The 26,422-nt window shown below is 72.2% G+C and carries 24 protein-coding genes; 8 read left to right on the forward strand and 16 right to left on the reverse strand.

All coding sequences use genetic code 11. The features are described 5' to 3' along the window. Window positions 1-15 precede the first annotated feature (15 nt). Window positions 16-198 (reverse strand): CsbD family protein, encoded by a 183-nt coding sequence (locus ACYVLT_RS27060; RefSeq protein ID WP_360455476.1) that lies wholly within the window; start codon window positions 196-198, stop codon window positions 16-18. Window positions 199-272: 74 nt separating this feature from the next. Here ACYVLT_RS27060 and ACYVLT_RS27065 point away from each other — a divergent pair, with 74 nt between their 5' ends. Further along, a complete protein-coding gene (locus ACYVLT_RS27065) occupies window positions 273-401 on the forward strand; it encodes a hypothetical protein (RefSeq protein WP_461123025.1) in 129 nt (42 codons plus the stop codon). Window positions 402-736: 335 nt separating this feature from the next. Further along, on the forward strand, window positions 737-1,240 hold the full coding sequence (locus ACYVLT_RS27070) for an ANTAR domain-containing protein (RefSeq protein ID WP_461123026.1): 504 nt from the start codon (window positions 737-739) through the stop codon (window positions 1,238-1,240). On the opposite strand, the gene treZ is transcribed toward ACYVLT_RS27070, so the two are convergent. The 6 genes from treZ to ACYVLT_RS27100 form a co-directional block, all read right to left on the reverse strand. After that, window positions 1,200-2,948 carry a malto-oligosyltrehalose trehalohydrolase gene (gene treZ, locus ACYVLT_RS27075; RefSeq protein ID WP_461123027.1) on the reverse strand — a complete coding sequence of 583 codons (1,749 nt, stop codon included), beginning with the start codon at window positions 2,946-2,948 and terminating at the stop codon, window positions 1,200-1,202. The genes ACYVLT_RS27070 and treZ overlap by 41 nt on opposite strands. An 8-nt stretch (window positions 2,949-2,956) precedes the next feature. Next, window positions 2,957-5,233: a malto-oligosyltrehalose synthase gene (gene treY / locus ACYVLT_RS27080; protein ID WP_461123028.1), complete on the reverse strand. Its 2,277-nt coding sequence runs from the start codon at window positions 5,231-5,233 to the stop codon at window positions 2,957-2,959. Then, window positions 5,230-7,353, reverse strand: coding sequence for a glycogen debranching protein GlgX (glgX, locus tag ACYVLT_RS27085; protein WP_461123029.1), 2,124 nt, complete (start codon window positions 7,351-7,353; stop codon window positions 5,230-5,232). Before glgX ends, treY begins: the two co-directional genes overlap by 4 nt. Before the next feature lie 53 nt (window positions 7,354-7,406). Further along, window positions 7,407-7,745 (reverse strand): hypothetical protein, encoded by a 339-nt coding sequence (locus ACYVLT_RS27090; protein WP_461123030.1) that lies wholly within the window; start codon window positions 7,743-7,745, stop codon window positions 7,407-7,409. 88 nt (window positions 7,746-7,833) lie between these two features. Beyond that, complete coding sequence (malQ, locus tag ACYVLT_RS27095) at window positions 7,834-9,723, reverse strand: 4-alpha-glucanotransferase (RefSeq protein ID WP_461123031.1); 1,890 nt, start codon at window positions 9,721-9,723, stop codon at window positions 7,834-7,836. A 107-nt stretch (window positions 9,724-9,830) separates the two neighbouring features. Continuing rightward, window positions 9,831-10,748, reverse strand: coding sequence for a LacI family DNA-binding transcriptional regulator (locus ACYVLT_RS27100; RefSeq protein ID WP_461123061.1), 918 nt, complete (start codon window positions 10,746-10,748; stop codon window positions 9,831-9,833). A gap of 109 nt (window positions 10,749-10,857) precedes the next feature. Between ACYVLT_RS27100 and ACYVLT_RS27105 the strand changes: the two genes are divergently transcribed. Then, the gene (locus tag ACYVLT_RS27105; protein WP_461123032.1) at window positions 10,858-11,322 is read left to right on the forward strand and encodes a peroxiredoxin; all 465 of its coding nucleotides are present in this window, start codon (window positions 10,858-10,860) and stop codon (window positions 11,320-11,322) included. A 7-nt stretch (window positions 11,323-11,329) separates the two neighbouring features. Here the strand turns inward: ACYVLT_RS27105 and ACYVLT_RS27110 are convergent, their stop codons facing one another. The 6 genes from ACYVLT_RS27110 to shbA form a co-directional block, all read right to left on the reverse strand. Continuing rightward, window positions 11,330-11,911, reverse strand: a complete 582-nt coding sequence (locus ACYVLT_RS27110; RefSeq protein WP_461123033.1) for a TetR family transcriptional regulator — start codon at window positions 11,909-11,911, stop codon at window positions 11,330-11,332. Window positions 11,912-11,913: 2 nt separating this feature from the next. Next, a complete protein-coding gene (locus ACYVLT_RS27115) occupies window positions 11,914-12,864 on the reverse strand; it encodes an LLM class F420-dependent oxidoreductase (protein ID WP_461123034.1) in 951 nt (316 codons plus the stop codon). Window positions 12,865-13,051: 187 nt separating this feature from the next. Then, window positions 13,052-13,861: a M23 family metallopeptidase gene (locus ACYVLT_RS27120; protein WP_461123035.1), complete on the reverse strand. Its 810-nt coding sequence runs from the start codon at window positions 13,859-13,861 to the stop codon at window positions 13,052-13,054. A gap of 408 nt (window positions 13,862-14,269) precedes the next feature. Beyond that, the gene (locus ACYVLT_RS27125; RefSeq protein ID WP_461123036.1) at window positions 14,270-16,384 is read right to left on the reverse strand and encodes a transglycosylase domain-containing protein; all 2,115 of its coding nucleotides are present in this window, start codon (window positions 16,382-16,384) and stop codon (window positions 14,270-14,272) included. 380 nt (window positions 16,385-16,764) lie between these two features. Beyond that, complete coding sequence (locus ACYVLT_RS27130; protein WP_461123062.1) at window positions 16,765-17,817, reverse strand: PfkB family carbohydrate kinase; 1,053 nt, start codon at window positions 17,815-17,817, stop codon at window positions 16,765-16,767. Window positions 17,818-18,187: 370 nt separating this feature from the next. Beyond that, complete coding sequence (shbA, locus tag ACYVLT_RS27135; protein WP_461123063.1) at window positions 18,188-18,883, reverse strand: RNA polymerase sigma factor ShbA; 696 nt, start codon at window positions 18,881-18,883, stop codon at window positions 18,188-18,190. A gap of 297 nt (window positions 18,884-19,180) precedes the next feature. Here shbA and ACYVLT_RS27140 point away from each other — a divergent pair, with 297 nt between their 5' ends. The 3 genes from ACYVLT_RS27140 to ACYVLT_RS27150 are packed head-to-tail and all read left to right on the forward strand — an operon-like array spanning window position 19,181 to window position 20,820. After that, entirely contained in the window at window positions 19,181-20,026 is an 846-nt protein-coding gene (locus ACYVLT_RS27140; RefSeq protein ID WP_461123037.1) for an alpha/beta fold hydrolase, read from the forward strand. 25 nt (window positions 20,027-20,051) lie between these two features. Further along, window positions 20,052-20,249, forward strand: a complete 198-nt coding sequence (locus ACYVLT_RS27145) for a helix-turn-helix domain-containing protein (RefSeq protein ID WP_461123038.1) — start codon at window positions 20,052-20,054, stop codon at window positions 20,247-20,249. A gap of 4 nt (window positions 20,250-20,253) precedes the next feature. After that, window positions 20,254-20,820: a nucleotidyltransferase family protein gene (locus ACYVLT_RS27150; protein ID WP_461123039.1), complete on the forward strand. Its 567-nt coding sequence runs from the start codon at window positions 20,254-20,256 to the stop codon at window positions 20,818-20,820. Between the two features lie 42 nt (window positions 20,821-20,862). On the opposite strand, the gene ACYVLT_RS27155 is transcribed toward ACYVLT_RS27150, so the two are convergent. Beyond that, window positions 20,863-21,486 carry a DivIVA domain-containing protein gene (locus ACYVLT_RS27155; protein ID WP_461123040.1) on the reverse strand — a complete coding sequence of 208 codons (624 nt, stop codon included), beginning with the start codon at window positions 21,484-21,486 and terminating at the stop codon, window positions 20,863-20,865. Between the two features lie 23 nt (window positions 21,487-21,509). Further along, window positions 21,510-22,328, reverse strand: a complete 819-nt coding sequence (locus ACYVLT_RS27160; RefSeq protein WP_461123041.1) for a lysozyme — start codon at window positions 22,326-22,328, stop codon at window positions 21,510-21,512. 294 nt (window positions 22,329-22,622) lie between these two features. On the opposite strand from ACYVLT_RS27160, the gene ACYVLT_RS27165 reads away from it, so the two are divergent. Beyond that, window positions 22,623-23,000 carry a hypothetical protein gene (locus tag ACYVLT_RS27165; RefSeq protein WP_461123042.1) on the forward strand — a complete coding sequence of 126 codons (378 nt, stop codon included), beginning with the start codon at window positions 22,623-22,625 and terminating at the stop codon, window positions 22,998-23,000. Window positions 23,001-23,135: 135 nt separating this feature from the next. Beyond that, complete coding sequence (locus ACYVLT_RS27170; RefSeq protein ID WP_461123043.1) at window positions 23,136-25,268, forward strand: transglycosylase domain-containing protein; 2,133 nt, start codon at window positions 23,136-23,138, stop codon at window positions 25,266-25,268. Here ACYVLT_RS27170 and ACYVLT_RS27175 read toward each other — a convergent pair. Next, window positions 25,253-26,422 carry an MFS transporter gene (locus ACYVLT_RS27175; RefSeq protein WP_461123064.1) on the reverse strand — a complete coding sequence of 390 codons (1,170 nt, stop codon included), beginning with the start codon at window positions 26,420-26,422 and terminating at the stop codon, window positions 25,253-25,255. The genes ACYVLT_RS27170 and ACYVLT_RS27175 overlap by 16 nt on opposite strands.

The raw sequence follows: 26,422 nt of genomic DNA on the forward strand, positions 1-26,422 counted from the left end.
GGCCGACCGGTGGAACTAGCGGTTGTCACCACGGAAGGCGTCCTTGACCTTCTCCCCCGCCTGCTTGAGCGAGCCCTTGGTCTGCTCGGCGCGCCCCTCCGCCTGCCACTGCTCGTTGTCGGTGGCGTCCCCGACCGCTTCCTTGGCCTTGCCCTTGAGCTCTTCGGCCTTGTTGTTGAGCTTGTCGTCGGTCCCCATGACCGCTCCTCTCGTCCGCGTCTCTTCCGTCTCCGGAGGGATACCCCTCACCCGGACGGGGAAACTCCGACCCCATGACCGCACACATAGTCGCCATCGCCGTCGACTGCCCGTCGGGCCAGGTCAAGGCCCTGGAGGAGTTCTGGTACGCGGCCCTGGGACACCGCGTGGCACGCCGTTGGCAGGACCCCAGGGGGATCTAGCACACCGAGTCGACCGGCGACGGCCCGCCGCTCCGACGGGCAACGGGTTCTGCGTGCTCCCGCCGCGCTGAGGTCGCGTTCTGCGGGGTGACCGGGCCGCGACGCGGAGCGACGCGACCCGACACGACCCCCTCCTAGTTGCACCGGACGACCCGTCCTCTACTACGGTGATCGTCTACGCGGTTGAAAAGCCAGCCGCAAGCCACCCGGCACCCGCAAGGGCACCAGGGTCAGCGAGAGCTGTGGGCTTGCCGGTGCTGGCACCCGCGTGTCCGGACGCTCTCGCACTGCTGGCCTGGCTGACCGGTACCGAAGTGCGAGAGAGGAGCCCGACCGTGGTCGGGGACAACGGGCGTGACGATTCGCTGACCGCGCGGATCGCCGGCCTTGAGGCCGAGATCGTGGGACTGCGCAAAGCGGTGCAGACGCGCACCGTGATCGGGCAGGCCACCGGCCTGATATCCGCCGTGCAGGGCTGCACGCCCCAGGAGGGCTTCCAGCTACTCGTGCGGATGTCACAGCACCACAACGTGAAGCTGCACACGATCGCGCTGAAGCTGCTCGACCTCTCCGCCGAGCTGGGACCGCGCCAGGCCGTGCGGGCCGTCCACGCCTCCACCGAACCCGACGACGGCCAGGTCGCCGTGTCGGGGTGGCCCGGGGTCGAGGTGGTGAACGCGGCCCGCCGGCTCGTCGCGGCCTACGACGCGGCCGAGGCCTCCGGCGCCGACCGGCCCGAGGTGCGAAGACAGCTCGCCGACCAGGTCGAGCTGGCCGGTCGGCTGCTGGCCGAGAAGCTCACCGAGGTCGGGTGGCTCGTCCCGGATCACGAGGGGTGACCCCCACCGCACGGTCCACGATCGCGAAGGAGTCGGCGGGCAGGCGCACCGCCTGCCCGTCCACCTCCACCTCCGCCGACGCGATCAGCACGTCGCCGACCTCGACGTCGAGCCGCACCTCGGCGTCGTCCCCGAGGTTGCACACCACCCGCAACCCGCCGCGGTGCAGCACGAGCACCGATCCCTCCGCGCGCACCGCGAACCGGTCCAGCCGCGGATCCGCGAGCTCGGGGCGCGACCGGCGCAGCGCGATCAACGCCCGGTAGAGGTCGAACAGCTCGCGGTGCCCCGGCTCGGACACCTCGTCCCAGCGCAGCGTGGACCGGCGCACGGTCTCCGGGTCGATCGGGTCGGGCACCTCCGCCTCGCCCCACCCGTGCCGGCCGAACTCGCGCCGCCGCCCGGTCCGCACCGCCTCGGCCAGCTCCGGGTCCGGAAACGACGCGAAGAACTGCCAGGGCGTGCTCGCCGCCCACTCCTCGCCCATGAAGATCATCGGCGTGTACGGGGAGCACAGCACGATCGCCGCGCCCACCGCCTGCCGCCGCCACGGCACCGTCGCCGACAACCGGTCGCCGGTGGCGCGGTTGCCGACCTGGTCGTGGTTCTGCAGGTAGGCGAGGAACCGGTAGCCGGGCAGCCGGTCGCGGTCCACCGGCCGGCCGTGGCTCCGGCCGCGGAACGACGACCACGTGCCCGCGTGCAAGAACACCTCGCGCAGGGTCTTGTCCAACGCGCCCTCGAAGTCGGGGTAGTAGCCGAACGTCTCACCGCTCAACGCGACGTGCAGCGCGTGGTGCAGGTCGTCGGCCCACTGGGCGTGCAGGCCGTAGCCGCCGCCTTCCCGCGCGGTGACCAGCCGGGCGTCGTTGAGGTCCGACTCGGCGATCAGCGTCAGCGGTCGGCCCACCGCGGCCGACAGGGCGTCCACCTCGACGGCCAACTGCTCCAGCACGTGCAGCGCGCTGCGGTCCACGAGCGCGTGCACGGCGTCCAGCCGCAGCCCGTCGACGTGGAAGTCGCGCAGCCAGCCCACCGCGTTGTCGATCACGTACCGGCGCACCTCGTCGGCGCCCTCGCCGTCGAGGTTGAGACCGGGTCCCCAGTCGTTGCTGCCCGCGAAGTACGGCCCGAACCGGTCGAGGTACGCGCCGGAGGGCCCGAGGTGGTTGTAGACGACGTCCAGCAGCACGGCCAGCCCTCGCGCGTGGCAGGCGTCCACGAACCGCTTGAACCCGTCCGGCCCGCCGTACGGCTCGTGCACCGCACCCCACAGCACGCCGTCGTAGCCCCAGCCCGCGGTGCCGTCGAACGAGTTGACCGGCATCACCTCGACGTGCGTGACGCCCAGGTCGACCAGGTGGTCCAGCCGCTCGACCGCGCCGTCGAACGTGCCCGCGGCCGTGAACGTGCCGACGTGCAGCTCGTAGACGACCGCACCCGGCAGCGCACGGCCGGTCCACGCCCGGTCGGTCCACTCGAACGTGGCGTGGTCGTAGACCCGTGACGCCGCGTGCACCCCGTCCGGCTGCCACCGCGACCGCGGGTCGGGCAGCGCCTCGTCCGAGTCGCCCAGCAGGAACGCGTAGTCGACCCCGGAGACGTCCGCGTGCCACCACCCGCCGTCCCCGGCGGTCATCTCGTGGTCACGGCCGTCGACCCGGACGCGGACGCGTTCGTGCGCCGGTGCCCACACCGAGAAAGTCACTGATCTCCTCAGTCCGATTGTCGGCTTCGCCGACCGTCCACCGATCGTCGGCTTCGCCGACCGTCCACCAGCAGTGCCACGGGGTAGCGGTCCAGCAGGTCGGCCAGTCGCGGGGTGGCCGGGCGGGACGTGAGCACGTCGGTCCACTCCCCCGCCGGCAGCGGCAGCACCGTGTCGCCCCAACCGCCCGCTCTCGCCAGGCCCACCGGGAGCCGGGTCGCCACCGCGACCAGTCCCGTCCGCTCGAACGCGACCACGTGCGCCGCGGCCGCACCGGAAGCCACCAGCGGCCGGTAGCCGCGGAACAGCTCCGGCCGGTCCCGACGCAACCGCAGCGCGCGCTGCACCACGAGCAGCTTGGCCGCGCCCGAGTCGTCCACGTCCGGCAGCCAGCCGTCCTCGATCCGGTCCAGCAGCCGTCGCCGCACCTCGTAGTCCACCGGTCGACGGTTGTCCGGGTCGACCAGCGACAGGTCCCACAGCTCGGTGCCCTGGTAGACGTCCGGCACGCCGGGCGCGGTGAGCTGCACCAGCTTCTGCCCCAGCGCGTTGGACCAGCCCGGCGCCACGACCAGGTCGACGAACGACGCCACCTCGGCGGCCACCGGACCCGTCAGCACCTGCTCCGGCCACGCCGCCACGGCCGCCTCGAACTCCTCGTCGTGGTCGATCCACGTGGTGCGGACCTTCGACTCCTTGGCCGCCTTGTCCAGGTAGGCGCGCATCCGGTCGGGGGTGATCGGCCACGCGCCGACCAGCGACTGCCACGCCAGCGCGTTCAGCGACGGCTCGTCGATCGGGTGCGCGGCGGTCCACCGGCGCACCGACTCGGCGAACTCCTCGGGCAGCTCGGCCAGCACCGCGAGCCGGGCCCGCACGTCCTCCGACCGCTTGGTGTCGTGGGTCGACAACGCCGTCATGGTCGCGGGCGTCGAGGCCTCGCGCATCGCCGCCCGCGCGTGGAACTCGTCCACCGGCACGCCGAACCGGTCCGGCGCGCCGCCGACCTCGTTGAGCGCCACGAACCGGGTGAACCGGTAGAACGCGGTGTCCTCGGTGCCCTTGGCGACCACCATGCCGGAGGTCTGCTGCACGCGGGTGGCCAGCTCGCCGTGCGGTTCCGCGCGCACCTGCCGGTCCAGCGCCAGCGCCGCCGGTGACGACGACGCGTGCACGGCCGCCGTCCACGCGTCGAGCCCTTCGGGCAGGTAGGAGCGGTACACGGGGAAGCGGGCCATGACCTCGGCGACCGCCCGCTCGGCCTCCTCGCGGTCCGCGTCACGCACCAGGGCGGCGATCCGGCGCACCTCGGCGCGCAGGATCGTCCGGGTGACCAGGTCGCGGCACTCGTGCTCGACCGCGGCGAAGTCCGTCGGCACGCCCAGCTCGTCGGCCAGCGCGGTGAACGCCCCTTCGGCCGCCGGGTCCACGAACAGCCCGCACACCTCGCGCAACGCGTCGTAGCCCGTGGTGCCGTCGACGGGCCAGCTCGCGGGCAACCGCTCGTCCGCGCCGAGGATCTTCTCCACCACCAGCCACACGCCGCCGCGTTCCTTGAGCCGCCGCGCGTACCCGCCGGGGTCGGCCAGGCCGTCCGGGTGGTCCACCCGCAGCCCGGTCACCTCGCCCGCCGCCACCCAGCGCAGCACCTCGCCGTGTGTGGCGTCGAACACCTCCGGGTCCTCGACCCGCACCGCAGCCAACGTGGTGATGTCGAAGAACCGCCGGTAGTTCAGCTCGCCGTTGCCGCGCCGCCAGAACACCAGCCGGTAGTGCTCGTGCTCCTCCTCGGAGGCCTCGTCGCCCGCGAACGGCAGCAGCAGCGGCCCGGCGTCCCAGTCGATGTCGAAGTACCCCGCGTACCGCGACGCCCGCCCGTGCCGCAGCACGTCCCACCACCACGCGTTGACGTCGTCGGGACCGACCGCCATGTGGTTGGGCACGATGTCGAGCACGAACCCGAGGCCGGCCCGCTTGAGCGCCTTGTGCAACGCCACCCGGCCCGCCTCGCCGCCCAGCTCCTCCCGGGCTCTGGTCGGGTCGACCACGTCGTAGCCGTGCGTGGAACCGGGCACGGCCTCCAGCACCGGCGACGCGTACAGCGCGCCGACGCCGAGCGCGTCCAGGTAGTCGACCACGGCCTCGGCGTCGGCGAAGGTGAAGTCGGGGGTGAACTGGATCCGGTAGGTCGAGGACGGCGCCGCACCGACCGAATCGCTGCGCAGGCGTCCCCCCTGGGGGTCCCCTGCTTTCAGATTACCGGTGGGGTCCGACAATTCCGTCATTCCTGCTCCAGCCGCTGGAGCACGACCAACGACCGCGCCACCAGCGTGAGCGTGCCGCCCGCCGGCACCACCTCGCCCTGCTCCGGCGGCGTCACCTCACCGGTCGCGGTGTCGATCACGACCGTCCACTGCGGACCGTAGCCCTCCTCGGGCAGGGTGACCTCGATGTCCTCGTGGTGGGCGTTGAACGCGAGCAGGAACGAGTCGTCCAGCACCCGCATGCCCCGCTGGTCGAGGTCCGGGATGCCCTCGCCGTTGAGGAACACCACGACGCAGCGGCCGAAGTCGTCGCCCCAGTTGCGCTCGGTCATTTCTTCACCCGAAGGTGTGAACCAGGCGATGTCGCGCAGCTCGTCGCCCTTGCGGATCGGCTTGCCCTGGAAGAACCGGCGGCGCCGCAGCACGGGGTGCTGCCGGCGGAACGCGGTCAACGCGGAGGTGAACTCGACCAGGTCGCGGTTCTTCTCGACCAGCGTCCAGTCCACCCACGACAGCTCGTTGTCCTGGCAGTAGGCGTTGTTGTTGCCCTGCTGCGTGCGGCCGAGCTCGTCGCCGTGCAGCAGCATCGGCACGCCCTGCGACAGCAGCGTCGTGGCCAGCAGGTTGCGCCGCTGCCTGGCCCGCAGCTCGTTGACCTCCGGGTCGTCGGTCGGGCCCTCGACACCGCAGTTCCACGACCGGTTGTCGTCCGCGCCATCGCGGCCGTCCTCGCCGTTGGCGGCGTTGTGCTTGTCGTTGTACGACACGAGGTCGTTGAGGGTGAACCCGTCGTGCGCGGTGACGAAGTTGATCGACGCGTACGGGCGGCGGCCGTCGTCCTGGTACAGGTCCGACGAGCCCGTGATGCGGGAGGCGAACTCACCGAGCGTGGCCGGTTCGCCGCGCCAGAAGTCGCGCACGGTGTCGCGGTACTTGCCGTTCCACTCGGTCCACAACGGCGGGAAGTTGCCCACCTGGTAGCCGCCCGGCCCGACGTCCCACGGCTCGGCGATCAGCTTCACCTGCGAGACCACCGGGTCCTGCTGCACCAGGTCGAAGAACGTCGACAGCCGGTCCACGTCGTAGAACTCCCGGGCCAGGGTGGCGGCCAGGTCGAACCGGAACCCGTCGACCCGCATCTCGGTCACCCAGTACCGCAGCGAGTCCATGATCAGCTGCAACGTGTGCGGGCTGCGCACGTTCAGCGAGTTCCCGGTGCCGGTGTAGTCCATGTAGAACTTCGGCTCGTCGTCCACCAGCCGGTAGTAGGCCTGGTTGTCGATGCCGCGCATGGACAGGGTCGGCCCGAGGTGGTTGCCCTCGGCGGTATGGTTGTAGACCACGTCGAGGATGACCTCGATGCCCGCCTCGTGCAGGGCCCGCACCATGCCCTTGAACTCCTGCACCTGGTTCGCCGTCTCCGGCATCGCCGTGTAACCGGCGTGGGGCGCGAAGAACCCGATCGTGTTGTAGCCCCAGTAGTTGCGCAGGCCCTTGTCCTGCAGTCCGTGATCGGTGATGAAGTGGTGCACCGGCATCAGCTCGACCGCCGTGACGCCGAGGCCCTTGAGGTGGTCGATCACCGCCGGGTGCGCCAGGCCCGCGTACGTGCCGCGCAGGCTCCGGGGCACCTCCGGGTGGTTCATGGTCAGGCCGCGCACGTGGGTCTCGTAGATGACCGACTCGTTGTACGGGATGTTCGGCGGCCGGTCGTTCGACCAGTCGAAGAACGGGTTGACCACGATCGACAGCGGCACGTGGCCCGCCGAGTCCTGGTCGTTGCGGGCGTCGGGATCGCCGAACCGGTAGCCGAACAGGGACTCGTCCCAGTCGACGTCACCCGCGATCGCCTTCGCGTACGGGTCGATCAGCAGCTTGTTCGGGTTGCACCGCAGGCCGCGCTCCGGGTCGTGGGGCCCGTGCACGCGGTAGCCGTACTTCTGGCCGGGACCGACGCCGAGCAGGTAGCCGTGGTGGACGAAGCCGTCCACCTCCGGCAGCCGCACGCGCGTCTCGGTCCCGTCATCGTCGAACAGGCACAGCTCGACGTGGTCGGCGACCTCGGAGAAGAGGGTGAAGTTGGTGCCCACGCCGTCGTAGGTGGCACCGAGCGGGTAGGGAGTTCCGGGCCAGGGCCGCACAGGGTTTTTCCTCCGGACGAGCGAGAACGATTCCGACCCCTGACCGTGCTGGGTCAGGATCTGCCTGTGTGCGACCTGGCGAGCTGGCCGCGGGCGGCGACCAGCAGCAGCCTGGCCTCCTGCAGCTCGCAGTAGCGCAGGTGCTCGCAGGCGGCCTCGGCGCAGGCCACCGCCTGGACCAGCGCGTCGTCCGCACCCGCCTCGGTGCGCCGCAGCGCGTCCCGGAGGGATTCCTCGGCGTGGTGGGCTCCGGCGAGCGGATCGGCGAGGTTCGACGGCCGCACGGCCACCAGGACCCTCTCGACGGTCGACTCAAGGACGTCCACCGGGCTGCTCTGGGGGATCATCTGCTCGGGCACGAGCCCGGTGCGGGACACCAAGTCGGTGTTCACGGGTGACTGCCACCTCCAACCATGGCGCGGGTGACTGGTTGACGATACTCCGCGGCCGGGCCGCGTGCTGTGACGTGCGCGTTTCGCTTCATCGCGAACCGCCGGCGGCTTCGGGCGCGCGACCCGCCGCCAGCACCTCGGCCACCCGCCGCACGCCCGGGTCGACGAACAGGTCGTCGAGCGCGACGGGCAGCGGGATGCGCCAGTTCGGGTACTGGTCGGTGGTGCCGGGCAGGTTGGGCTGGCGGATCTCACCCAGCGCATCCTGCGGCGATGTCAGCACGAGCACGGAACGGGCCTTCGCGAGCAGGGCGTGGAACGCGGTAACCAGGTCATCGGCAGGCACACCTTCCTGCTTGAGGAGTTCGAGCAACTCCCCGCGCTCACGCTCGGCTGCCCGGTATTCCCCGTCCACCGCCCCTTCAAACCGCCCCAGTTCGGCTCGAACCCGAACGTGTTCGGCGGCCAGGAACCCGGCCACCGTCGGCAGGTCGTGGGTGGAGATGCTCGCCATCGCAGACGCGGTCCACTTCTCCGGCGGGATCAGCGGGTGGTCGGGCAGGTCGTACTCGCGCTGGAACCACAGCACCGCCGAGCTGAGCACGCCGTGCTCGTGCAACGCCTCGGTGACCTTCGGCTCGACCGTGCCCAGGTCCTCGCCCACGACGACCGCGCCGGCCCGGTGCGCCTCCAGCGTCAGCACCGCCAGCATCGCCTCGGGGTCGTAGTGCACGTAGGTGCCGCGCTGGGGCGGCTCGCCCGGCGGGATCCACCACAGCCGCCACAGGCCGGCGACGTGGTCGATGCGGATGCCGTCCGCGTGCCGCAGCACGCTGCGCACCACGGCCCGGAACGGCTCGTAGCCCTGCTCGGCGAGCCGGTCGGGCCGCCACGGCGGCAGGCCCCAGTCCTGGCCGAGCCGGCTGAACGCGTCGGGCGGCGCGCCGACCGTGACGTCCGCGGCGAACGCGTCGCGCACCGCCCAGGTGTCCGCGCCGCCGGGGTGCACGCCCACCGGCAGGTCGTGCACGACCCCCACCGGCATGCCCGCGTCGCGCGCGGCCCGGCGTGCGTCGGCCAGCTGTCGCTCGCACAACTCCTGCAGCCACGCGTGGAACGCGACCCGGTCGGGGTCGGCGGTGGCCGTGGCCGGGTCGCGCTGCGCCGGCGGCCACGTCCGCCAGTCCGGGCCGTGCACCTCGGCCAGCGCGCAGAACCGGGCGAAGTCCAGCAGGTCGCCCTCGGGCGCGCGGTGCTCCTCGCGCCGCCAGAGCAGTTCGAGCGCCTTCGCCTTCGCCGTCCACACCGCGTCGTAGTCGATCAGGTCGGTGTCGTTGGGCGGTCGCAGCGCGTCGATCTCCGCGCGGGTGCCCGCGTCGGCGTCCCGGTAGCCGGGGATGTCCGATATCCGCAGGTAGAGGGGGTTGGCGAAGCGTCGGCTGGAGGGTGAGTACGGCGAGCGCTCCACCGGCAGGGTGGGGCTGACCGCCTGCACCGGGTTGACCAGCAGCACGCCCGCGCCGAGCTCGGCGGCGCTGCGCCGGGCCAGGGTCGCCAGGTCGCCGTAGTCGCCCATGCCCCACGACTCGGCCGAGCGCATGGCGTAGAGCTGGAGCATCCAACCCCACGACCGGGGAACGGGCGGGAGCGTGCGCGGCGCGACGATCACGGTGCGCTCACCGAGCCGGTGGTAGCCCGGGGGCAACTCGGCCGGGAGCTCGACGCGGCCGCCGTCCTCCAACTCGACCGTGCCGTCCTCGTCCAGGACGTCGCCCGTGCGCAGCACGACGGTCCGGGGCGACGGCTTGGGCCGGGCGAGCGCGCGGCGCACCGCTTCGGGTGTGGAGGCGTCCACGTCCAGCTGCGCCAGCACGGCCACCACGACATCGGCGTCGACGTCGGCCCGGCGCTGGTTCGCGTCCTCGTAGTAGGTGGCCACGCCGTGTGCGTCGGCCAGTGCCGCGAGCTCGTCGTCCACGCTGGACAGCTTCGTCCCCCTCGGTAGGCCGGTGCCAGGGCGGTTGCGCCTGGTCACCCAAAGGTTGCAGGAAGTTCCCCGTGGTTAATGGCCCGGTCGAGTGGCCGTCAAACCTTCGGCGCGGTGGAATCCCGCACCACCAGCAGCACCGAGGGCGGCGCGGTGTCGTGCTCGTCGCCGCGCAGACCGGCCAGCAGCACGTCGACGGCGTGCTCGCCGCGTTCCCGCCAGGCGCCCTCCACCGCGGTCATGCCCACCGCGCGGGCCAGGTCCGTGCCCTCCAGGCTGACGATCGACACGTCACCGGGCACGTCCCGCCCGTCGCGGCGCAGCCGCAGGAACACGCCGAGCGCCACCTCGCCGCTGGTGCTGATCACGGCGGAGGGCAGGCGTTCGCCGTCCAGCAGCGCGTCCACCACCTGCTCGCCGCCCGCCACCGTCGAGGACGACCACAGCGTCCACTCCGGACGGGCCGACAGGCCCTCGGCGACCAGCACCTCGTCGTAGGACTCGTCGATGTCGCCCGCCAGCACCAGCGCGACGTCCCGGTGCCCCAGCTCCACCAGGTGCACCGCGGCGAGCCTCAGCGCCTCGCGCAGGTCGTCGTCCCACACCGCGACCACGGGCACGTCCAGGCCCTTGAGCGCGGCGTCCTCGGCGTCGGTGAGGTTGACCGCCAGCGCCAGCACGCCGTCGACCCGCCGGCCGAGCGGCAACTCCTCGAAGAACCGCTTGCGCGCGTCGGCGTCGCGCAGCACGTAGAGCAGCACGTCGTACCCGGCCTGCCGCAACGCGCCCTCCGCGCCGGCGAGCAGGTCGCCCCGGCCCACGTCGGCGGTGAGGACCGCGATCGCGTACCGCCGCCCGCCCGCGAGGCTGGAGGCGTCCCGGGCGATGGCGTACCGCATCCGCTTGGCGATCTCGGTGACGTACCGACGGGTCGCCTCGGACACGCCGGGCTCGCCGCGCAGCGCCCGCGACACCGTCGCCGCGGACACCCCGGCGGCCCGCGCGACGTCGGACATGCTCGTCAACTCACACCTCCCGGCCTGGTACGAGATTAGCGAGAACCGTACGGTTGGCCTGCCGCGAGCACCCTGCGAGACGTGATCGACACCCTGCGGAAGGACTCCCATGAAGCCCGGCGACCAGGCTCCCGACTTCACCCTGCCCGACCAGGACGGCACTCCGCAGACCCTGTCCGGCCTGCTCGCCGACGGTCCCGTGGTGCTGTTCTTCTACCCCGCCGCGATGACCGCCGGCTGCACCGCGCAGAGCTGCCACTTCCGCGACCTCGCGGCGGAGTTCGCCGAGGTCGGGGCGCGGCGGGTGGGCATCAGCCCGGACTCGGTGCGCCGGCAGAACGAGTTCGCCGCGGTGAACGGCTTCGACTACCCGCTGCTGTCCGACGGCGACGGCGAGGTGGCCGCGGCGTTCGGCGTGAAGCGCCGCTTCGGCCCGCTGCCGGTGAAGCGCCACACGTTCGTCATCGACGTCGACCGCACCGTGATCGACGTCATCAAATCCGAGTTCGCCATGAACGCCCACGCCGACAAGGCGCTGGCCGTGCTGCGCGAGCGCGCGGGCCGCACGGCCTGACCGGTCGTCAGGGCCTCAGCCCGGCGAGGACGAAGTCGGCGATCTCCTCGCCGAGCCGCGTCGGCGACTTGGGCCCGTCCGGCCGGTACCAGGTCGGCAGCTGGTTGACCACGCCCAGCGCGATCAGGACCGCCGTGTCGGCGGGCACGGCGGCGCTGAACTCACCGGTCCGCTGCGCCTGCTCGACCACCGACCGGAACGTCTCGTGGTACCGGCGCCGCTCGGTCCGGAAGCTGGCCATGCGGTCCGCGTCGAGCCGGTGCATCTCGCGCACGAACACCGCGGTCTCGTCCACGCTCTCCGCCGTCGTCTCGACCAGGCTGACCACGATCCGCCGCACCGTGCTCGCCGCGTCCAGCCGGGCCGCCACGATCCGGTCCAGGTCGGCCATCTGGCGCCCGATCAGGGACCGGTAGATCTCGAACAGCAGGTCGTCCTTGGACCCGAAGTAGTGGTACAGCGCTCCTTTGGTGACCGAGGCGGCCTCGACCACCTCCTGCACCGTCGTCGCGTCGAACCCCTTGGCGGCGAACAACCGCACGGCCGCGCCCACGATCCGCTCGGACGTCGCCCCGGTCCGCCGCGCCACCGTCAGACCCCTGGCGCCAGTGCGCGCACCAGGTCGAGCTGGTCCGCGCCGGTGGGCAGCAGGGCGATGACGGGCGTGTCGACGCCGTTGGCCGCGTACTTCGCCACGTGCGCGCGGCACTCGTCCACGCTGCCGTGCACGACCAACGCGTCCACCACCTCGTCCGGGATGAGCGCACCGGCGCCTCGCCGGTCACCGGACGCCCACGCCTCGTGCATCGGGCGCAGGGCCTCGCCGCGGCCGAGCCAGTCGTGGAACGCCGCGTACGCGGGCACGGTGAGGTACGTGCTGATCAACATGCGGCCCAGCGCGCGGGCCGAGTCGGCGTCCTCGGTCGGGCACACGAAGATCCGGGCGGCCAGCTCGCCGCCGTCCATCTCGGCGCGCACCTTGGGCACGTCGTCGGCGCCGAGCCAGTTGGTGATGGCGCCGTCGGCCTCGCGGCCGGCCAGCCGCAGCATGTTCGGGCGCAGCGCGGCGAGCATGATCGGCACCCGGTGCCCGGGCGCGCGCTCCAGCTTGAAGCCGCGCACGGAGAACGTCTCGTACTCCTCAGTCACCTTCTCGCCGGTCAACGCCGCCTTGAGGAACCGCAGCGTGTCCCGCGTGCGCTTGAACGGTTCGCGGAACGGCACGCCGTTCCACCGCTCGACGATCGCGGGCGAGGAGGACCCGATGCCCAGCACGAACCGACCGCCCGACACCTCGGCCAACGTCGCCGCGGTCATGGCCAGCGTGGCCGGGCCGCGGGTGTAGACCGGTGCGATCGCGGTGCCCAGGCGGACGCGGTCGGACCACTGCGCCGCGAGGGCCAGCGGGGTGAAGGCGTCGGTGCCCGCGGTCTCGGCGGACCACACGTCGGTGTAGCCGAGCTCGGCCAGCTCGGCGACCAGCGCGCGGTGGTCGAGCACCGGCACGCCGGTCAGCGGCAGGGTGATTCCCCAACGACCCACGATCGCCTCCTGAAGGTGTCCGACCGCCACCGTACCTCAGGTACCGACCAGTCGGTATGCCCGCTTCGGGGGCCACGCCGGTCGTCCCCCGGACGCCGTTCTGCCCCGCCGGGAACGATCCCAGCGGGGCAGAACGCGGTACGCGCGGTCGAGCCGTCGCGCGTGGCTCGGGCGCGGGGTGGGGGTGTCAGAGGGAGATGCCGCGCTCGCCCAGCCAGCCGACCGGGTCGATCTTCTGCGAGCCGTTGATCCACACCTCGAAGTGCAGGTGCGGGCCGGTGGACTGGCCGCGGTTGCCCATGGTGGCGATCTGCTGGCCCGCGTGGACCTGCTGACCCGCCGACACGAGGGTCTCGTTGACGTGGCCGTAGATCGTGATCGTGCCGTCGTGGTGCTGCACGCGCACCCACAGGCCGAAGCCGGACGCCGGGCCCGCCTCGACCACGACGCCGTCCATCGCGGACAGGATCGGGGTGCCGATGGAGTTCGCGATGTCGACGCCGTAGTGGGTCGTGCCCCACCGGGCGCCGAAGCCCGAGGTGAACGAGCCCTCGGCGGGCTTGGCGACCTTCGGCCGCTTCGCGGCCTCCTCGGCGGCCTTCTGCTCGGCCGCCCGGGCCTGCTCGGCGGCGATCCGGGCGTTCTCCGCGTCCACGCGGGCCCGTTCGGCCGCCGCGGCGTCCTGCTGCCGCTTCAGCTCGGCCTGCCGCGCGGTGTAGCCGTCGGAGGCGTGGCGGATCGCCTGGTCCACGTGCTGGCGGACGAAGAGCCCTTCGGAGCGCATCAGCTTCGCCGCCTCGAACGCGGGCTCGACGGCGTGCACCGTGCGGACCTCGGTCGCGCGGGGCGCGGAGCTGTGGACGAGCGCGGCCGCCAGGTCGGAGCTGGCGCCGACCGGCAGGAACCGGGTGTCGCCCGCGTCGAGGCCGCCGCTGGCGCCCACGCCGGTGGCGAGGGCGCCGGCCGCGACGACCACGGCCGCGACGCGACCGCTCACGGGTTTGCGGTCGCACTCCGCGCGATGGGAGCGGTTGCGGGACGGCGCGTGGGGCGCGGTGAACGCGCGTCGACCGTCGGCTTTCGTGTGCCGTGCCAAGGTAGTGCCTTCCTGCATCGGGGAGCACGGCCCGGCCACAGGGACACCTGGCGGGGGATCCAGGCTGGCGACGCTTTCGGGGAGCGACGCCGTGTCCCTATGGTGACCGAACCGTGACATGCGGCCGGGACCGTAACCCGATGTAACAAGAAGGTGCAACCCTAAGCACAACCACTAGTGCTTTTTGGTGACGTAACCCACTCGCTGTCACTCAACGTGTTCAAGCACTTGTGAGTTCCGTATGTGGCCGTTATAAAAGGCCAGGTCAGAGGCTGGTTCGGGGGTGACGTAACCCGTGACGAAGGTCGACTACCGGTACCGCGGGTTGACCGGTGGGAGATCGGCGGGCGGCTTGCCCTCGTGGATCACCCGCATGGCGTTGAACCAGGTCGGCGCAGCCACCTGACCACCGTAAACACCGCCGGCGTCGTTCGTGCCGCACAGCCTCGGCGGGGTGCCGTTGCAAATCACCTGGGGAGACACCCCATCGGTGAACGTCATCACCGCCCCGGCGAAGTGCGGAGTGGCGCCCATGAACGCCACCGACCAGTGGTTCTCGGTGGTGCCGGTCTTGCCGATCATCGGCCGGTTCCAGCCGCCCGCCGCGCCGGCGGCCGTGCCACCGGGCTTGATGTCCGCGCTCATGCCGACGGCCAGCGCGTTCGCCACCTCGGGCGCGACGGCCTGGTCGCACGCGGCTTCCTTCAGCTGCACGGGCTGGCCGTTGCGGTCCACGACCTTCTCCACCGGCGTCGGCGGGCACCACTTGCCGCCGTTCACGATGGTGGCCGCCACGTTGGACAGCTCCAGCACGCTGGTCGGACCCGCGCCGAGGGTGAACGAACCGCTGTTGTCCCGCTTGTACTCGTCACCCTGGGACGGGCCGTTGGAGCCGTCGGCCTTGAGCGGGTTGCCCTGGCCGTTGACGCCCTGCATCGACTCGCGCAGCCCCAGCCGGTAGGCCATGTCGACCACGTTGTTCAGCCCGGCCTTCTCCTCCAGGATGATGAACGCGGTGTTCGGCGACTGGGCCAACGCCTCGGTCAAGGTCATCTTGTCCTTGTAGTCGCCCGCGTTCTTGACCGTGTAGGGCTTGTTGCCGTCCTTGTAGACCTTCGAGGTGTAGGTCTTCGGCACGTCAATCTGCTTGTCGATGCCCGTGACGCCGCGCTCCAGCGCCGACGCGGCGGTGAACACCTTGTAGATCGAGCCCGCGCCGAACCTGGTCACCTCGGCCGGGATGGAGTAGGCGCTCTGCCCGGCGTCGGCGTTGTTGCCGAAGTCCCGGTTGGCGGCCAGCGCGCGCACCCGGTGCTTGTCCGGGCCGGGCTGCACCACGGCCATCGCGTTGGCCACGCCCGGCTGGGTCTTGGGCACCTGCGCCATGGCGGAGTCCTTGGCCGCGCGGGTGGCGACCGGGTCCATCGTGGTGGTGATCGTGTAGCCGCCGCGCAGCAGCTCCTCGGTCGGCAGGCCCGCCTTCTCCAGGTAGTCGACCAGGTAGCGGCAGAAGAAGCCGTAGACCGGGCCGTCGCCCGCGCCGACGCAGCCGTTGGGCAGCAGCTTCAGGTCCGGGACCACGCCGATGTCGGCGGCCTTGTACTCGTTGGCCTTCTCCTCGGCGACCGCGGCGTCCGGGCCGAACGCGCCGTTGTCGCGCATCCGGTCGATCACCGTGTTGCGGCGCTTGATCGCGGCGTCCACGTCGGAGCCCGGGTTGAGCCGGCTGGGCTCGTTGACCAGGCCCGCGAGCATCGCGGCCTGCGGCACGGTCAGCTTGTCCGGGGTGGTGTCGAAGTAGGTGCGGGCCGCCGCGCCGACGCCGAACGCGCCGTTGCCGAAGGGGACGACGTTCAGATAAGCGGTGAGGATCTCGTCCTTGCTCATCTTCTGCTCCAGCTGGGTGGCGATGCGGGCCTCGCTGATCTTGCGGCCCAACGTCACCTCCGTCGCCTTCTCGTACGCCTCCTCGGAGCCCTTGCCGACCACGAAGGCGAGGTAGTTCTTCACGTACTGCTGGGTCAGCGTCGAGGCGCCCTGGGTGGTCTCGCCGTCGACACCGGCCTTGGCGGCGGCACGGGCGATGCCCTGCCAGTCGACGCCCTTGTGCTCGAAGAACCGCTTGTCCTCGATCGCGATGATCGCGGCCTTCATGGTGTCCGCGATGCCCTCGGACGGCACGGGGATCCGGTACTGGTCGTAGAGGTAGGCGATCGGCTGGCCGTTCATGTCCAGCACCGTCGTCACGAGGGGCAGTTCGGCCTTGGTCAACTCACCCGAGGTCTGGTCCACCGTGTCGGCGGCCCGGTTGGAGGCCAGCCCGAGGCCGCCCACCACCGGGAACAGCACCGCCGCGACGAGCACGCCCGCCATCAGGCACAACCCCACCAACTTGACCAGACCTGTCGCGCGCGCGGCGAACACTGAACCAGCAACCCCTTCCACAGCCCCGCAGGAACCCCCACTGACTAAGTCGCACGAAGACCACCGCGGGTTGCTCCGTGACGAGCAGAAGTTTCGACGCGATCTTCGACAACAGCTGTCGAAGTTACTCCTGCCCGCCCGAGCCCGTGGTCAAACCCCGATGGGCCGGACGGCGGAGCCCGCCAGGCACGAGAGGGTGATCAGCCTCACCCCGCCCGGAGCAGGGCCGGCGCCACGGTCGGGGGGCTCGACCGGTGCCGCGCCACGTCCATGGTCGAACACGCGTTCGCCCGCCGGCAAGATCACGATCGGGTGACCACGGCGGCGGCCCGGCGTGTCGGAGATCCCGGCGGCGCCGGCGGGCGACCCGCGGCCCGTGATCAGCCCGAGGCGCGCAGCCGGATCGTCGCGCTGGCCCGCCGGACCTCGACCCCCGCGTGGTGCGGCAGCACGTCCTCCAGGAACCCGTACCCCTTGAGCTCGTCGTCCGGCCGCCGCGACACCGTCCGCCACCAGGTGGCGATGTCCGCCCAGCCGGGCGCCGACAGCGACCCGCCGAAGTGCTGCACCGACAGCGCGGCGCACAGGTTCGCGAACCGCACCCGGTGCGCCAGCGGCCACCCGGCCAACGTCCCCAGCACGAATCCCGCGCCGAACACGTCGCCCGCGCCGGTCGAGTCCAACGGCGCGACGTTCAGCCCCGGCACGTCCACCACCTCGCCGGTGGTCGAGTCGACCGCCACCGCGCCACCGCCGCCGCGCGTCACCACCACCACCGGCACGTGCTCGGCCAACGCCATCGCGGCGCGCTCAGGCGTGTCGGCCCGGGTGTACCGCTGGGCCTCGGCGTCGTTGGGCAGGAACACGTCGTACCGCTCCAGCCGGCTCAGCAGCTCGGGTGCCCACGCCTCGGTGCGGTCCCACCCGATGTCGGCGAACAGCAGCGCCCCCTGCTCCTTGGCCTGCGTCACCCACCGCTCGTCGTCGGCACCCACGTGCACGAAGCACGCGCGCGTGCGGGGCGGCGGGTTCAGGATCTCGTCGGCCGACACCGGCGGCCGGTGCCCGTGCGTCACCATCGAGCGGTCGCGGTCCATCGCCATGGACACCGTCACCGGGGAGTGCCAGCCGTAGAACCGGCGGCAGTAGGAGAGGTCGACGCCCTCCTGCTCGGCCAGGACCTCCCAGCAGAAGTCGCCGTAGACGTCCTCGCCGAACGCGGCGGACAGCGCGGTCCGCAGTTGCAGCCTGCTCAGCGCCACGGCCAGGTTGGCGATGCCGCCGGGGCACGAGCCGAGGCCCTCGGCCCAGACCTCGGTGCCCGGCGCGGGCGGCCGGGGCAGGCCGGTGAAGATGATGTCCAGGAACACCGTCCCCGACAGCAGCACGTCGAAGACGGGCGACGAACCCGCGCCCTGCTCCGAGGGCGACAGGTCCGACGACCGCACGGGCGGCAACGGCGCGGGCGGCGGAGCGACCACCGGCGCGGCCACCGACGCGGGCGGCGGTGCGGGCTGCGGTGCAGGCGGCGGGGCGGGCGGCAACGGAGCAGGCGACGGGGCGGCCACCGGCGCGGGCGGCGGTGTGGGCGGCAACGGTGCAAGAGGCGGGGCGGCCGGCGGTGTGTCCGGCCGAGCGGCCACCGGGGTGGGCAGCGGTGCAGGCGACAACGGTGCGAGAGGCTGAGCGGCCGGTGGTGTGTGCGGCGGAGCGGCCACCGGCGCGGACGGCGGGGTGGGCGGCGGTGCAGGCGAAGGCACGGGCGGAGGCGTGGCAGCCATGACCCAACGATGCCAGGCCGGGTCAGCCGTTGACAGCCGCGAACATCTCACGCATTCGGGCCAACGCCCGGTGCTGCGCGACGCGCACCGCCCCGGCGGTCGAGCCGACGGCCGCGGCCGTCTCCTCCGCCGAGAGGCCCACGGCGATCCGCAGCACCAGGATCTCGCGCTGCCGCTCGGGCAGCTTGCGCAGCAGCTGGGTGACGTGACCGATCAGCTCACCGGTCATGGCCCGCTGCTCCGGGCCGTCCTCCAGGGTCGGCGTGTCGGGCAGCTCGGGCACGACCTCGGCCCGGCTGCGCACCGCACGTCTTCGCGCGTCGGCCACCTTGTGCGCGGCGATCCCGTACACGAAGGCCAGGAACGAACCGGGCTCGTACTGGTACCGGCCGAGCGCCGACACCACCGCCAGGCAGACCTCCTGGGCGATGTCCTCGGCCGAGACGAGCGTGCGCTCCCTCGACCCGACCCTCGCCCGGCAGTAGCGCAGCACCAGCGGCTGGATGCGCGCCAGGAGTTGGTCGACCGCGCGCGGGTCCCCCACCAGCGCCCGGTCGACCAGTTCGGACAGTTCCGCCTCGGCCAGCCACTGGGTGGTCACCCGGTGCGGGCCCTCGCCCACGACCAGCCTGACCTCGGGACGACCGGGTACGTCTGCGCCGTCGCGGACCGCGCCGACCCCCACCTCGACGTCAGCTCGCACGGATGCGTGCTGCACCATCCGGCGACCTCCTCACGCTCGTCATTCCTCCCGGCCATCCCGGCTCATTGATGAGGAGCGCGCAGCGGGGCTCCTGATACGGGACGAACCAAAGCTGACCACGATCAGACTCTTCGTGACCTGACCAGCACCCTCCGGTGACCTCGGATGAGCCGATCGGCCGAGTGCCGCGCCCGGATTGCGTCGCCACGGTGTACCGCGGACCACCTGGGTGGCCCAGCGGCGCGCCCGCTTCGGAGCAAGCGGCGCGCGTCACGCGAAGATGTCGGGCGGAACGCGTGGACCGGTCGAGGGATGGGACTGAAGATCACCGTGATCGAACAGCTGAGCGTGCGGACCGACGAGGGCGACTTCGACGCGATCGCGGCGGGCCCACCGGACGGCAGGCCGGTGTTGCTGCTGCACGGCTTCCCGGAAGCCGCCGTCGAGTGGGAGCACCAGGTGGCGGTGCTGGGCCGCGAGGGGTTCCGGGCGGTGGCGTTCGACCAGCGCGGCTACTCCCCCGGCGCGCGGCCCGAGCGTGCCGCCGACTACGGCATCGAGGCGCTGGTCGGCGACGTGCTCGCGGTGGCCGACTCCCTCGGCTGGCCGGTGTTCGACCTGGTCGGCCACGACTGGGGTGGCGCGGTGGCCTGGTGGACCGCCGCCGAGCACCCGGACCGGCTGCGTCGGCTGGCGGTGGTGTCCACGCCGCACCCCGGCGCGTTCGCCGAGGCCCTGCGCACCGACGAGGACCAGCACCTGCGGTCCGGGTACATGACCGAGTGGCGCAACAGCAACACCGAGAAGCGGATGCTGGACGAGGACGGGGCGGCGTTGCGGCAGATGTTCGAGTGGCGGGTGCCGCCGAGCCGGGTCGACGAGTACGTGCGGCGGCTGTCCGAGCCGGGCGCGTTGACCGCCGCGCTGAACTGGTACCGCGCCGGGCGGCCGGGTGGGAAGGCCGGGCAGGTGTCGGTGCCGACCCTGTACGTGTGGAGCACGGAGGACGTGGCGTTCGGGTCCACGGCGGCGCTGGCCACCGGCGACTGGGTCACCGGCCCGTACCGGTTCGAGATGCTGGAGGACGTCTCGCACTGGGTGCCGGAGGAGGCGCCGGAGGCGCTGACGGCACTGCTGCTGGAACATCTCTCGACGTGATTGAACCGTTGTAGCGGTGCGGCACGTGTTCTGGCGTATGACGGAGTTGACCTACTCGGAGCGCCGGGTCGCGACCCTCGCCGCGTGTGGCCACAGCAACCGCGCGATCGCGATGCGGTTGCACATCACCGTGAGCACGGTGGAACAGCACTTGACCAGGGTCTACCGCAAGCTCGCGGTGGCCAGCAGGGCGGAGTTGAAGGGCCACCAAGCCCTAGTGTGACCCCATGCGGGTCGCGGGGTTGCTGCTCGCCGCGGGCGCCGGGCGGCGGTTCGGCGGGCCCAAGGCGCTGGTGTCGCACGGCGGCGTGCTCTGGGTCGACCGGGCCGCGGCGGTGCTGCGCGACGCCGGGTGCGCGCCGGTCGTCGTGGTGCTCGGCGCCTCGGCGTCGTCGGTGCGCGCGGGGGCGGCGCTGGAGGGCTGCGTCGTGGTGGACAACCCCGACTGGGCCACCGGCATGGGCTCGTCGCTGCGCGCGGGCCTGGACGCGCTGTCCGGCGCGGACGTCGCCGCGGTCGTCGTGCTGCCGGTGGACACGCCGGGCGTCACCGCGGCGGCGGTCGAGCGCCTGCGGCCGCTGGCGGCACCCGCGGCGCTGGCGCGCGCCTCGTACGACGGCGCGCCGGGCCACCCCGTGCTGATCGGCGCCGAGCACTGGGCGGGCGTGTCCGCGGCCGCGGTCGGCGACGCCGGGGCGCGGGACTACCTGCGCGTGCACGGCGCGCTCGACGTGCCGTGCGGCGACGTCGCGGACGGTCACGACGTGGACCGCCCGGGCGACCTGCCCGCGTGACATGCCGACTCGACGGGTCGTGCGCCGGGGCGCCGTGACCCGTCACGCCGTGGTGGGGCGTTGCTCCTCCGCTTCGGGCTGCACCACGGGCAGCGGGCCGGAGATGAGCCGGGGCATCGGCACGTCCAGCGACGGCTGGGTGTCCGCGGTCCACCGGTCCGGCCCGTCCAGGTGACCGGCCAGCAGGGCGCGCGCCTCCGCGGTGGCCTGGTCGACGATCTCCCGGGCCCGCTGCTCGGCCTCGGCGAGCCTGCGTTGCGTCTCCTGCTCGGTCTCGTCCAGCAGCACGGCCTGCTGCCGCGCCACCTCCTCGGCCCGCTTGAGCATCTGCTCGCTGCGCTCCCGCGCGTCGGTCTCGAAGGCGTCCGCCTTCTGCCTGGCCACGTGCATCAGGTAGCGGATGCACCCGGACACGGCGTTGTCCTTCGAGTAGCCGGCGTGCAGCACCCGGTACTCGCCGATCTCGCTGCGCGCGTCCTCCAGCTCGCGGATCAGGTCGTCGGCGGTGGCCACCGCGCCGTCCCGGTCCAGGCGGAGCACCTCCAGCTCCTCCCGCAGGCGCGCCACCTCCTGCCGCAGGCGGGTCAGCGACGCGTCGACGTCCCGCCGGTCGTAGCCGCGCCACCGCACCGGGAATGAGGTGCCCTTGGCCTTGTCGTTGTGCATGGCTTGCCGCCGTTCCGGACGACTCAGCCCCGGGCCAGCGCCACGAGGTCGTCCATGGTGCCGTTGAACAGGTTCTGGTCGATCGGGGTCGACGTGTGCTGCCAGATCGCGTGGACCGACCACGGGTGCGGCAGCGGGCCAACGCTCTCGGCGTACCGGGCCACCCACAGCGGGTTCGTCCCGGTGAAGTCACCGAGCGCGCCCGTGCACATGTCCCACCACGAGGTGGACGTGTAGATCATCGGCCAGCGGCCGGTGCGCGCCTGGTAGGTCTCGCTGAACTGGCGGATCCAGGCGACCATCGCCTCCGGCGCGAGGCCGTAGCACTTGTCCTCGCCGTACGGGTTGTACTCGACGTCGAGCGCGCCGGGCAGCGTGCGGCCGTCCGCCGACCAGCCGCCGCCGTTGGCCACGAAGTAGTCGGCCTGCGCGGCGCCGTCGGACCGGTCGGGCAACGCGAAGTGGTACGCGCCGCGGACCATGCCGACGTCGTACGAGCCGTTGTACTGCTGGCCGAAGTTCGGGTTGCGGTAGCCGGTGCCCTCGGTGGCCTTGACGTAGGTGAACCGCATGCCCTGGCCCCACCAGTGCGGCCAGTCGACGTCGCCCTGGTGGCTGCTGACGTCCATGCCGGGCACGGTCGGGCCGTCGAGCACGAGCTCGGACGCGTCGACCGGCGTCGCGCCCTCGTGCTTGGCGATCTGCGACCCCGCGTAGTGGTCCGCGGCGCCCTCGCGCGACGGCTGGGCCGCCGTCGTCGGCACGTGCGGCACCGCGAGGCAGGCCAGCGCCACCACCGACGCGGTCGTGCGGGACAGCCATCTCTGGGATCGCGTCGGCATCGGACATTCCTCCCCTGCTCCGCCCGGTGTGGGTGGGGCCGTGCTCCTCGCGGCGGCTCGCGCCGACTCGCGGTCGTGACTTCTGCCGAACGGCTACCACCGTTGGTGCCAGGACAACCTGAAGATGTCTTATCCACCTGATCGAATGACAAAAGTCGACTTTCGAGGCACGCGTCGTGACCAGGCGGTCCGCGTCGGTGACGATCAATTCCTCGACCGCCGAGAAATGCCGGCATGAAGTGACACTTCCAGGGGCACTCACCCGATGAGCACGACGTACGGAAGGTGAGAATCATGACCTCGACCCAAGTGGACTGGGAGCCCTTCATCGAGTCACTGCACGAGGCCGCCGGTCTGTGGGACCGCGGCCTGGCCTGCCGGGCCAGCCGGCAGGACGTCGACGAGGAGGTCGACGCCGACCTGCCGCGGGTCGTGCCGATCACCGAGGCCGAGGCCGAGCGGCTGATGAGGGCCGTCGCGTTCCTCGCGCGGCGGCTGAGCGTGGCCGCCGAGTGCGTCGTCTACGTGACCGCCGAGTCGCGGTTGGAACCCACCGTGGGCGATCCGGCCGGGCAGGCCGACGCGCTGTCGCTGACCGCGCTGCACGCCGCCGCGATGCGGCACGCGGCCGATCTCGCGAGCGCCGCTTTCAACCGCACCGACGCCGCGTAGCAGACCCTGAGTAGAAACAGTCCACTAACGGGTGAACAAAGCCGGGTTAAACGCCGGGGTGTCATTGTCCGTACGTTGCGGTGAACCCGGTTCCGCCGACGTTTCCGGTGCCCGTCCCAGCGAAACTCCCTCATCATGCGAACCGCCAGCCTCGCGAAACTCATGGGCCTCTGCATGGTGGCCGGGTTGCTGTTGGCCGGGATGGCGATCCCGGTCGTCGGCGCGGCCGGCCTGGTGTCCAACCGGATGAGCGACCAGGTCGCCGCCACCACGGTCAGCATGTTGGAGGCGCCGCCGCCGTTGATGACGACCATCACGGACAAGGACGGCGTCCCGTTCGCCTACCTCTACGACCAGTACCGCCTGCTCACGCCGCCGGACAAGGTCGCGCAGGTGATGAAGGACGCGCTGGTGTCCGCCGAGGACCGCCGGTTCTACGAGCACCAGGGCGTCGACTGGCTGGCCACGCTGCGCGCCGCGATGAGGAACCAGTCCGAGGGCACCGTCTCCCAGGGCGCCTCGACGATCACGCAGCAGTACGTGAAGAACCACCTCGTGCACGTGCTGGAGCGGGAGGACGTCGGCGGCCAGAAGGAGGCGCAGGAGCAGACGATCGCGCGCAAGCTGCGCGAGGCGCGCATCGCGATGCACGTGGAGAGCCGGCTGAGCAAGGACGAGATCCTGTCGCGGTACCTGGACGTGGTGCCGTTCGGCGGCACGATCTACGGCATCGCCGCGGCGTCGCAGGCGTACTTCAACACCACGCCCGACCAGTTGACCGTGCCGCAGGCCGCGATGCTCGCCGGCATGGTCAACAGCCCGACGTTCCTGGACCCGGAGGCGCGGCCGGACAAGGCGGTCGAGCGGCGGAACATGGTCATCGACCTGATGGCGGAGAACGCCAAGCTGTCGCGCGAGCAGGCCGAGGTGCACAAGCGGGCACCGCTGGGGCTGGCCACGCCCGTGCGGCCGCTGTCGACCGGGTGCGTCGGGTCGGGGCCGGAGGTCGGCTTCTTCTGCTCGTTCGTGGTGAACCACCTGACCCGCAACGGCTACTCGTTGAACGAGTTGAAGATCGGTGGCTACACCATCCAGACCACTCTGGACCGCGCGCTCACCCTCCAGGCCAAGCAGGCGGCCGAGGCGCAGGTGCCCAAGACCACGCCGGGCATCGCGAACGCGGCGGCGATCGTGCGGCCGGGCAAGGACCGGCACGAGGTCGTGGCGCTGGTGGCCAACCGCGACTACGGGCTCAAGCAGGACCAGTTCCAGACGCAGTTCGACCTGCCCAGCGCGGTGGAGAACAAGTTCGGCGCGGGGTCGGTGTACAAGGTGTTCACGGCCGCGGCGGCGATGGAGAAGGGCGGGCTCGGGGTCGACAGCGTGGTCCAGTCGCCCGGTTCGTACGCCTCAAGCGTGTTCCGCGGCGGCGCGCCGGGGTGCCCGGGCACCGGCGAGCCGTTCACGTACTGGTACTGCCTGCGCAACCACGACGGCAGCTACCCGCCCCAGATGACGTTGACGCAGGCGTTGTCGACCTCGCCGAACACCGCGTTCGTGATCCTGGAGGAGAAGGTCGGGTTGGACGCGGTGGTCGACATGGCGCACCGGCTCGGCATGCGGGAGACGTTGGCGACCAACATCGCGGGCGTGCCGCCGGACCCGAAGGCGAAGCAGAAGGAACTGCGGGTGACGCAGGCGGAGTTCTACAAGGGGTCCGGGAACGCGTCGTTCACGCTGGGGCCGGCGCCGACGAACACGCTGGAGCTGGCGAACGTGGCGGCGACGCTGATGTCGGGTGGCACGTGGTGCCGGCCGACGCCGATCGTGAAGGTCACCGACCGGCACGGCAAGGACGCCGCGTACGCCGAGCCGCCGTGCGAGCAGGTGGTGGAGGAGCCGCTGGCGAACGCGCTCGCGGTGGCGATGAGCGAGGACGACCAGGACCGCGGCACGGCCGCGGCGGCCGCGAAGCAGTTCGGCTGGACGCGGCCGGCGCTGGGGAAGACGGGCACGACGGAGGAGTACAAGTCGGCGGCGTTCCTCGGCGCGACCCCGGACTACGCCGGTGCGGTGCAGGTGTTCAACGACAGCACGTCGCCGCGCGGCATCTGCGTGCAGGGAGGCCCACCCCGCCTGTGCGACGAGGGTGACATCTACGGCGGCACCCTGCCCGCGCGGACGTGGTTCGACTTCATGATGAAGGCGCACGCCAACCTGCCCGAGAAGCCCTTGCCGCCGGTGGACCCGCGCTACCGCGGCCGGTGATCGGGGCCGGGTCGCCCCTGGCCGAGCGACCGGGCGCCGAGCACCACGCACAGGCACAGGACCGGCAGCACGGCCAGCGCCCGGCTCTGCGAGCTCGCGTCCGCCACCAGCCCGATCAGCGGCGGCCCGAGGAGGAACCCGGCCCAGCCGGCCGTGGCCACACCCGCGATCGCCTGCGCCGCGTGGGCATCGGACTGGGCCGCCGCCGCGCTGAACCCCACCGGGACGATGCACGCCAGGCCGAGGCCGAAGGCGCCGAACCCCACCAGCGCGACCCAGAACTCCCCCACCACCAACGCCACCGCCAGGCCGACCGCGCCGAACCCCGCCAAGCAGCCGACGACCCGGGCCGCGCCGAACCGCGCCACCCACCGGTCGCCCATGGCCCGCCCGAGGAGCATCAGCGCCGCGAACACCGCGTAACCCCAGCCCGCGCGCTCCGCCGGCACCCCGACGGTGTCGCGCAGGTACAGCGCCGCCCAGTCGCCCACCGCGCCCTCGCACAGCAGGCCCGCGAACATGATCGCGCCCAGCAGCAGCACCCGGCGGTCCCGCCACGGCAGCCCGAGCCGGTGCCCGTCCACGGCGTGGTCGTCGCCCAGCATCGCCCTGGTCAGCGGCAGCGCGAGCAGCAGCACCACGCCCGCGGCCACAAACATCTGCGTGGCCAGGTCCAGCCCGGTGGCGATCGCCAGCGCGCCCAACCCGACCCCGACGAACGCGCCGAAGCTCCACCACGCGTGGAAGCCGGACAGGATCGGCCGGCCGTACCCGGCCTCGACCGCGATGCCCTGGGAGTTCATCGCCACGTCCAACGCGCCCTGGAACCCGCCCCACAGCGCGAGCCCGGCGAACAACGCCCACGGCGCCCAGGCCAACCCCAGCAACGGCGACGCCGCCCCGTACGCGAGGAACGCCACCAGCACCACCCGCCTGCTGCCCCACCGCGCCACCCAGCCGCCGACCAGCAGCATCGCGCCCACCGAACCGACCGGCGCGCCCAGCAGCGTCAACCCCAACGTGCCGTCGCCGAGCGCCAACCGGTCCTTCACCGCCGGGATGTGGGGCGTCCACGCGGCGAACACGGCGGCGTGCACGGCGAACACGACCGCCGTGGCCACCCGCGCGCGGCGCGGCGGCGGGTGCACCACCAC

The organism is Saccharothrix stipae (assembly GCF_054781895.1).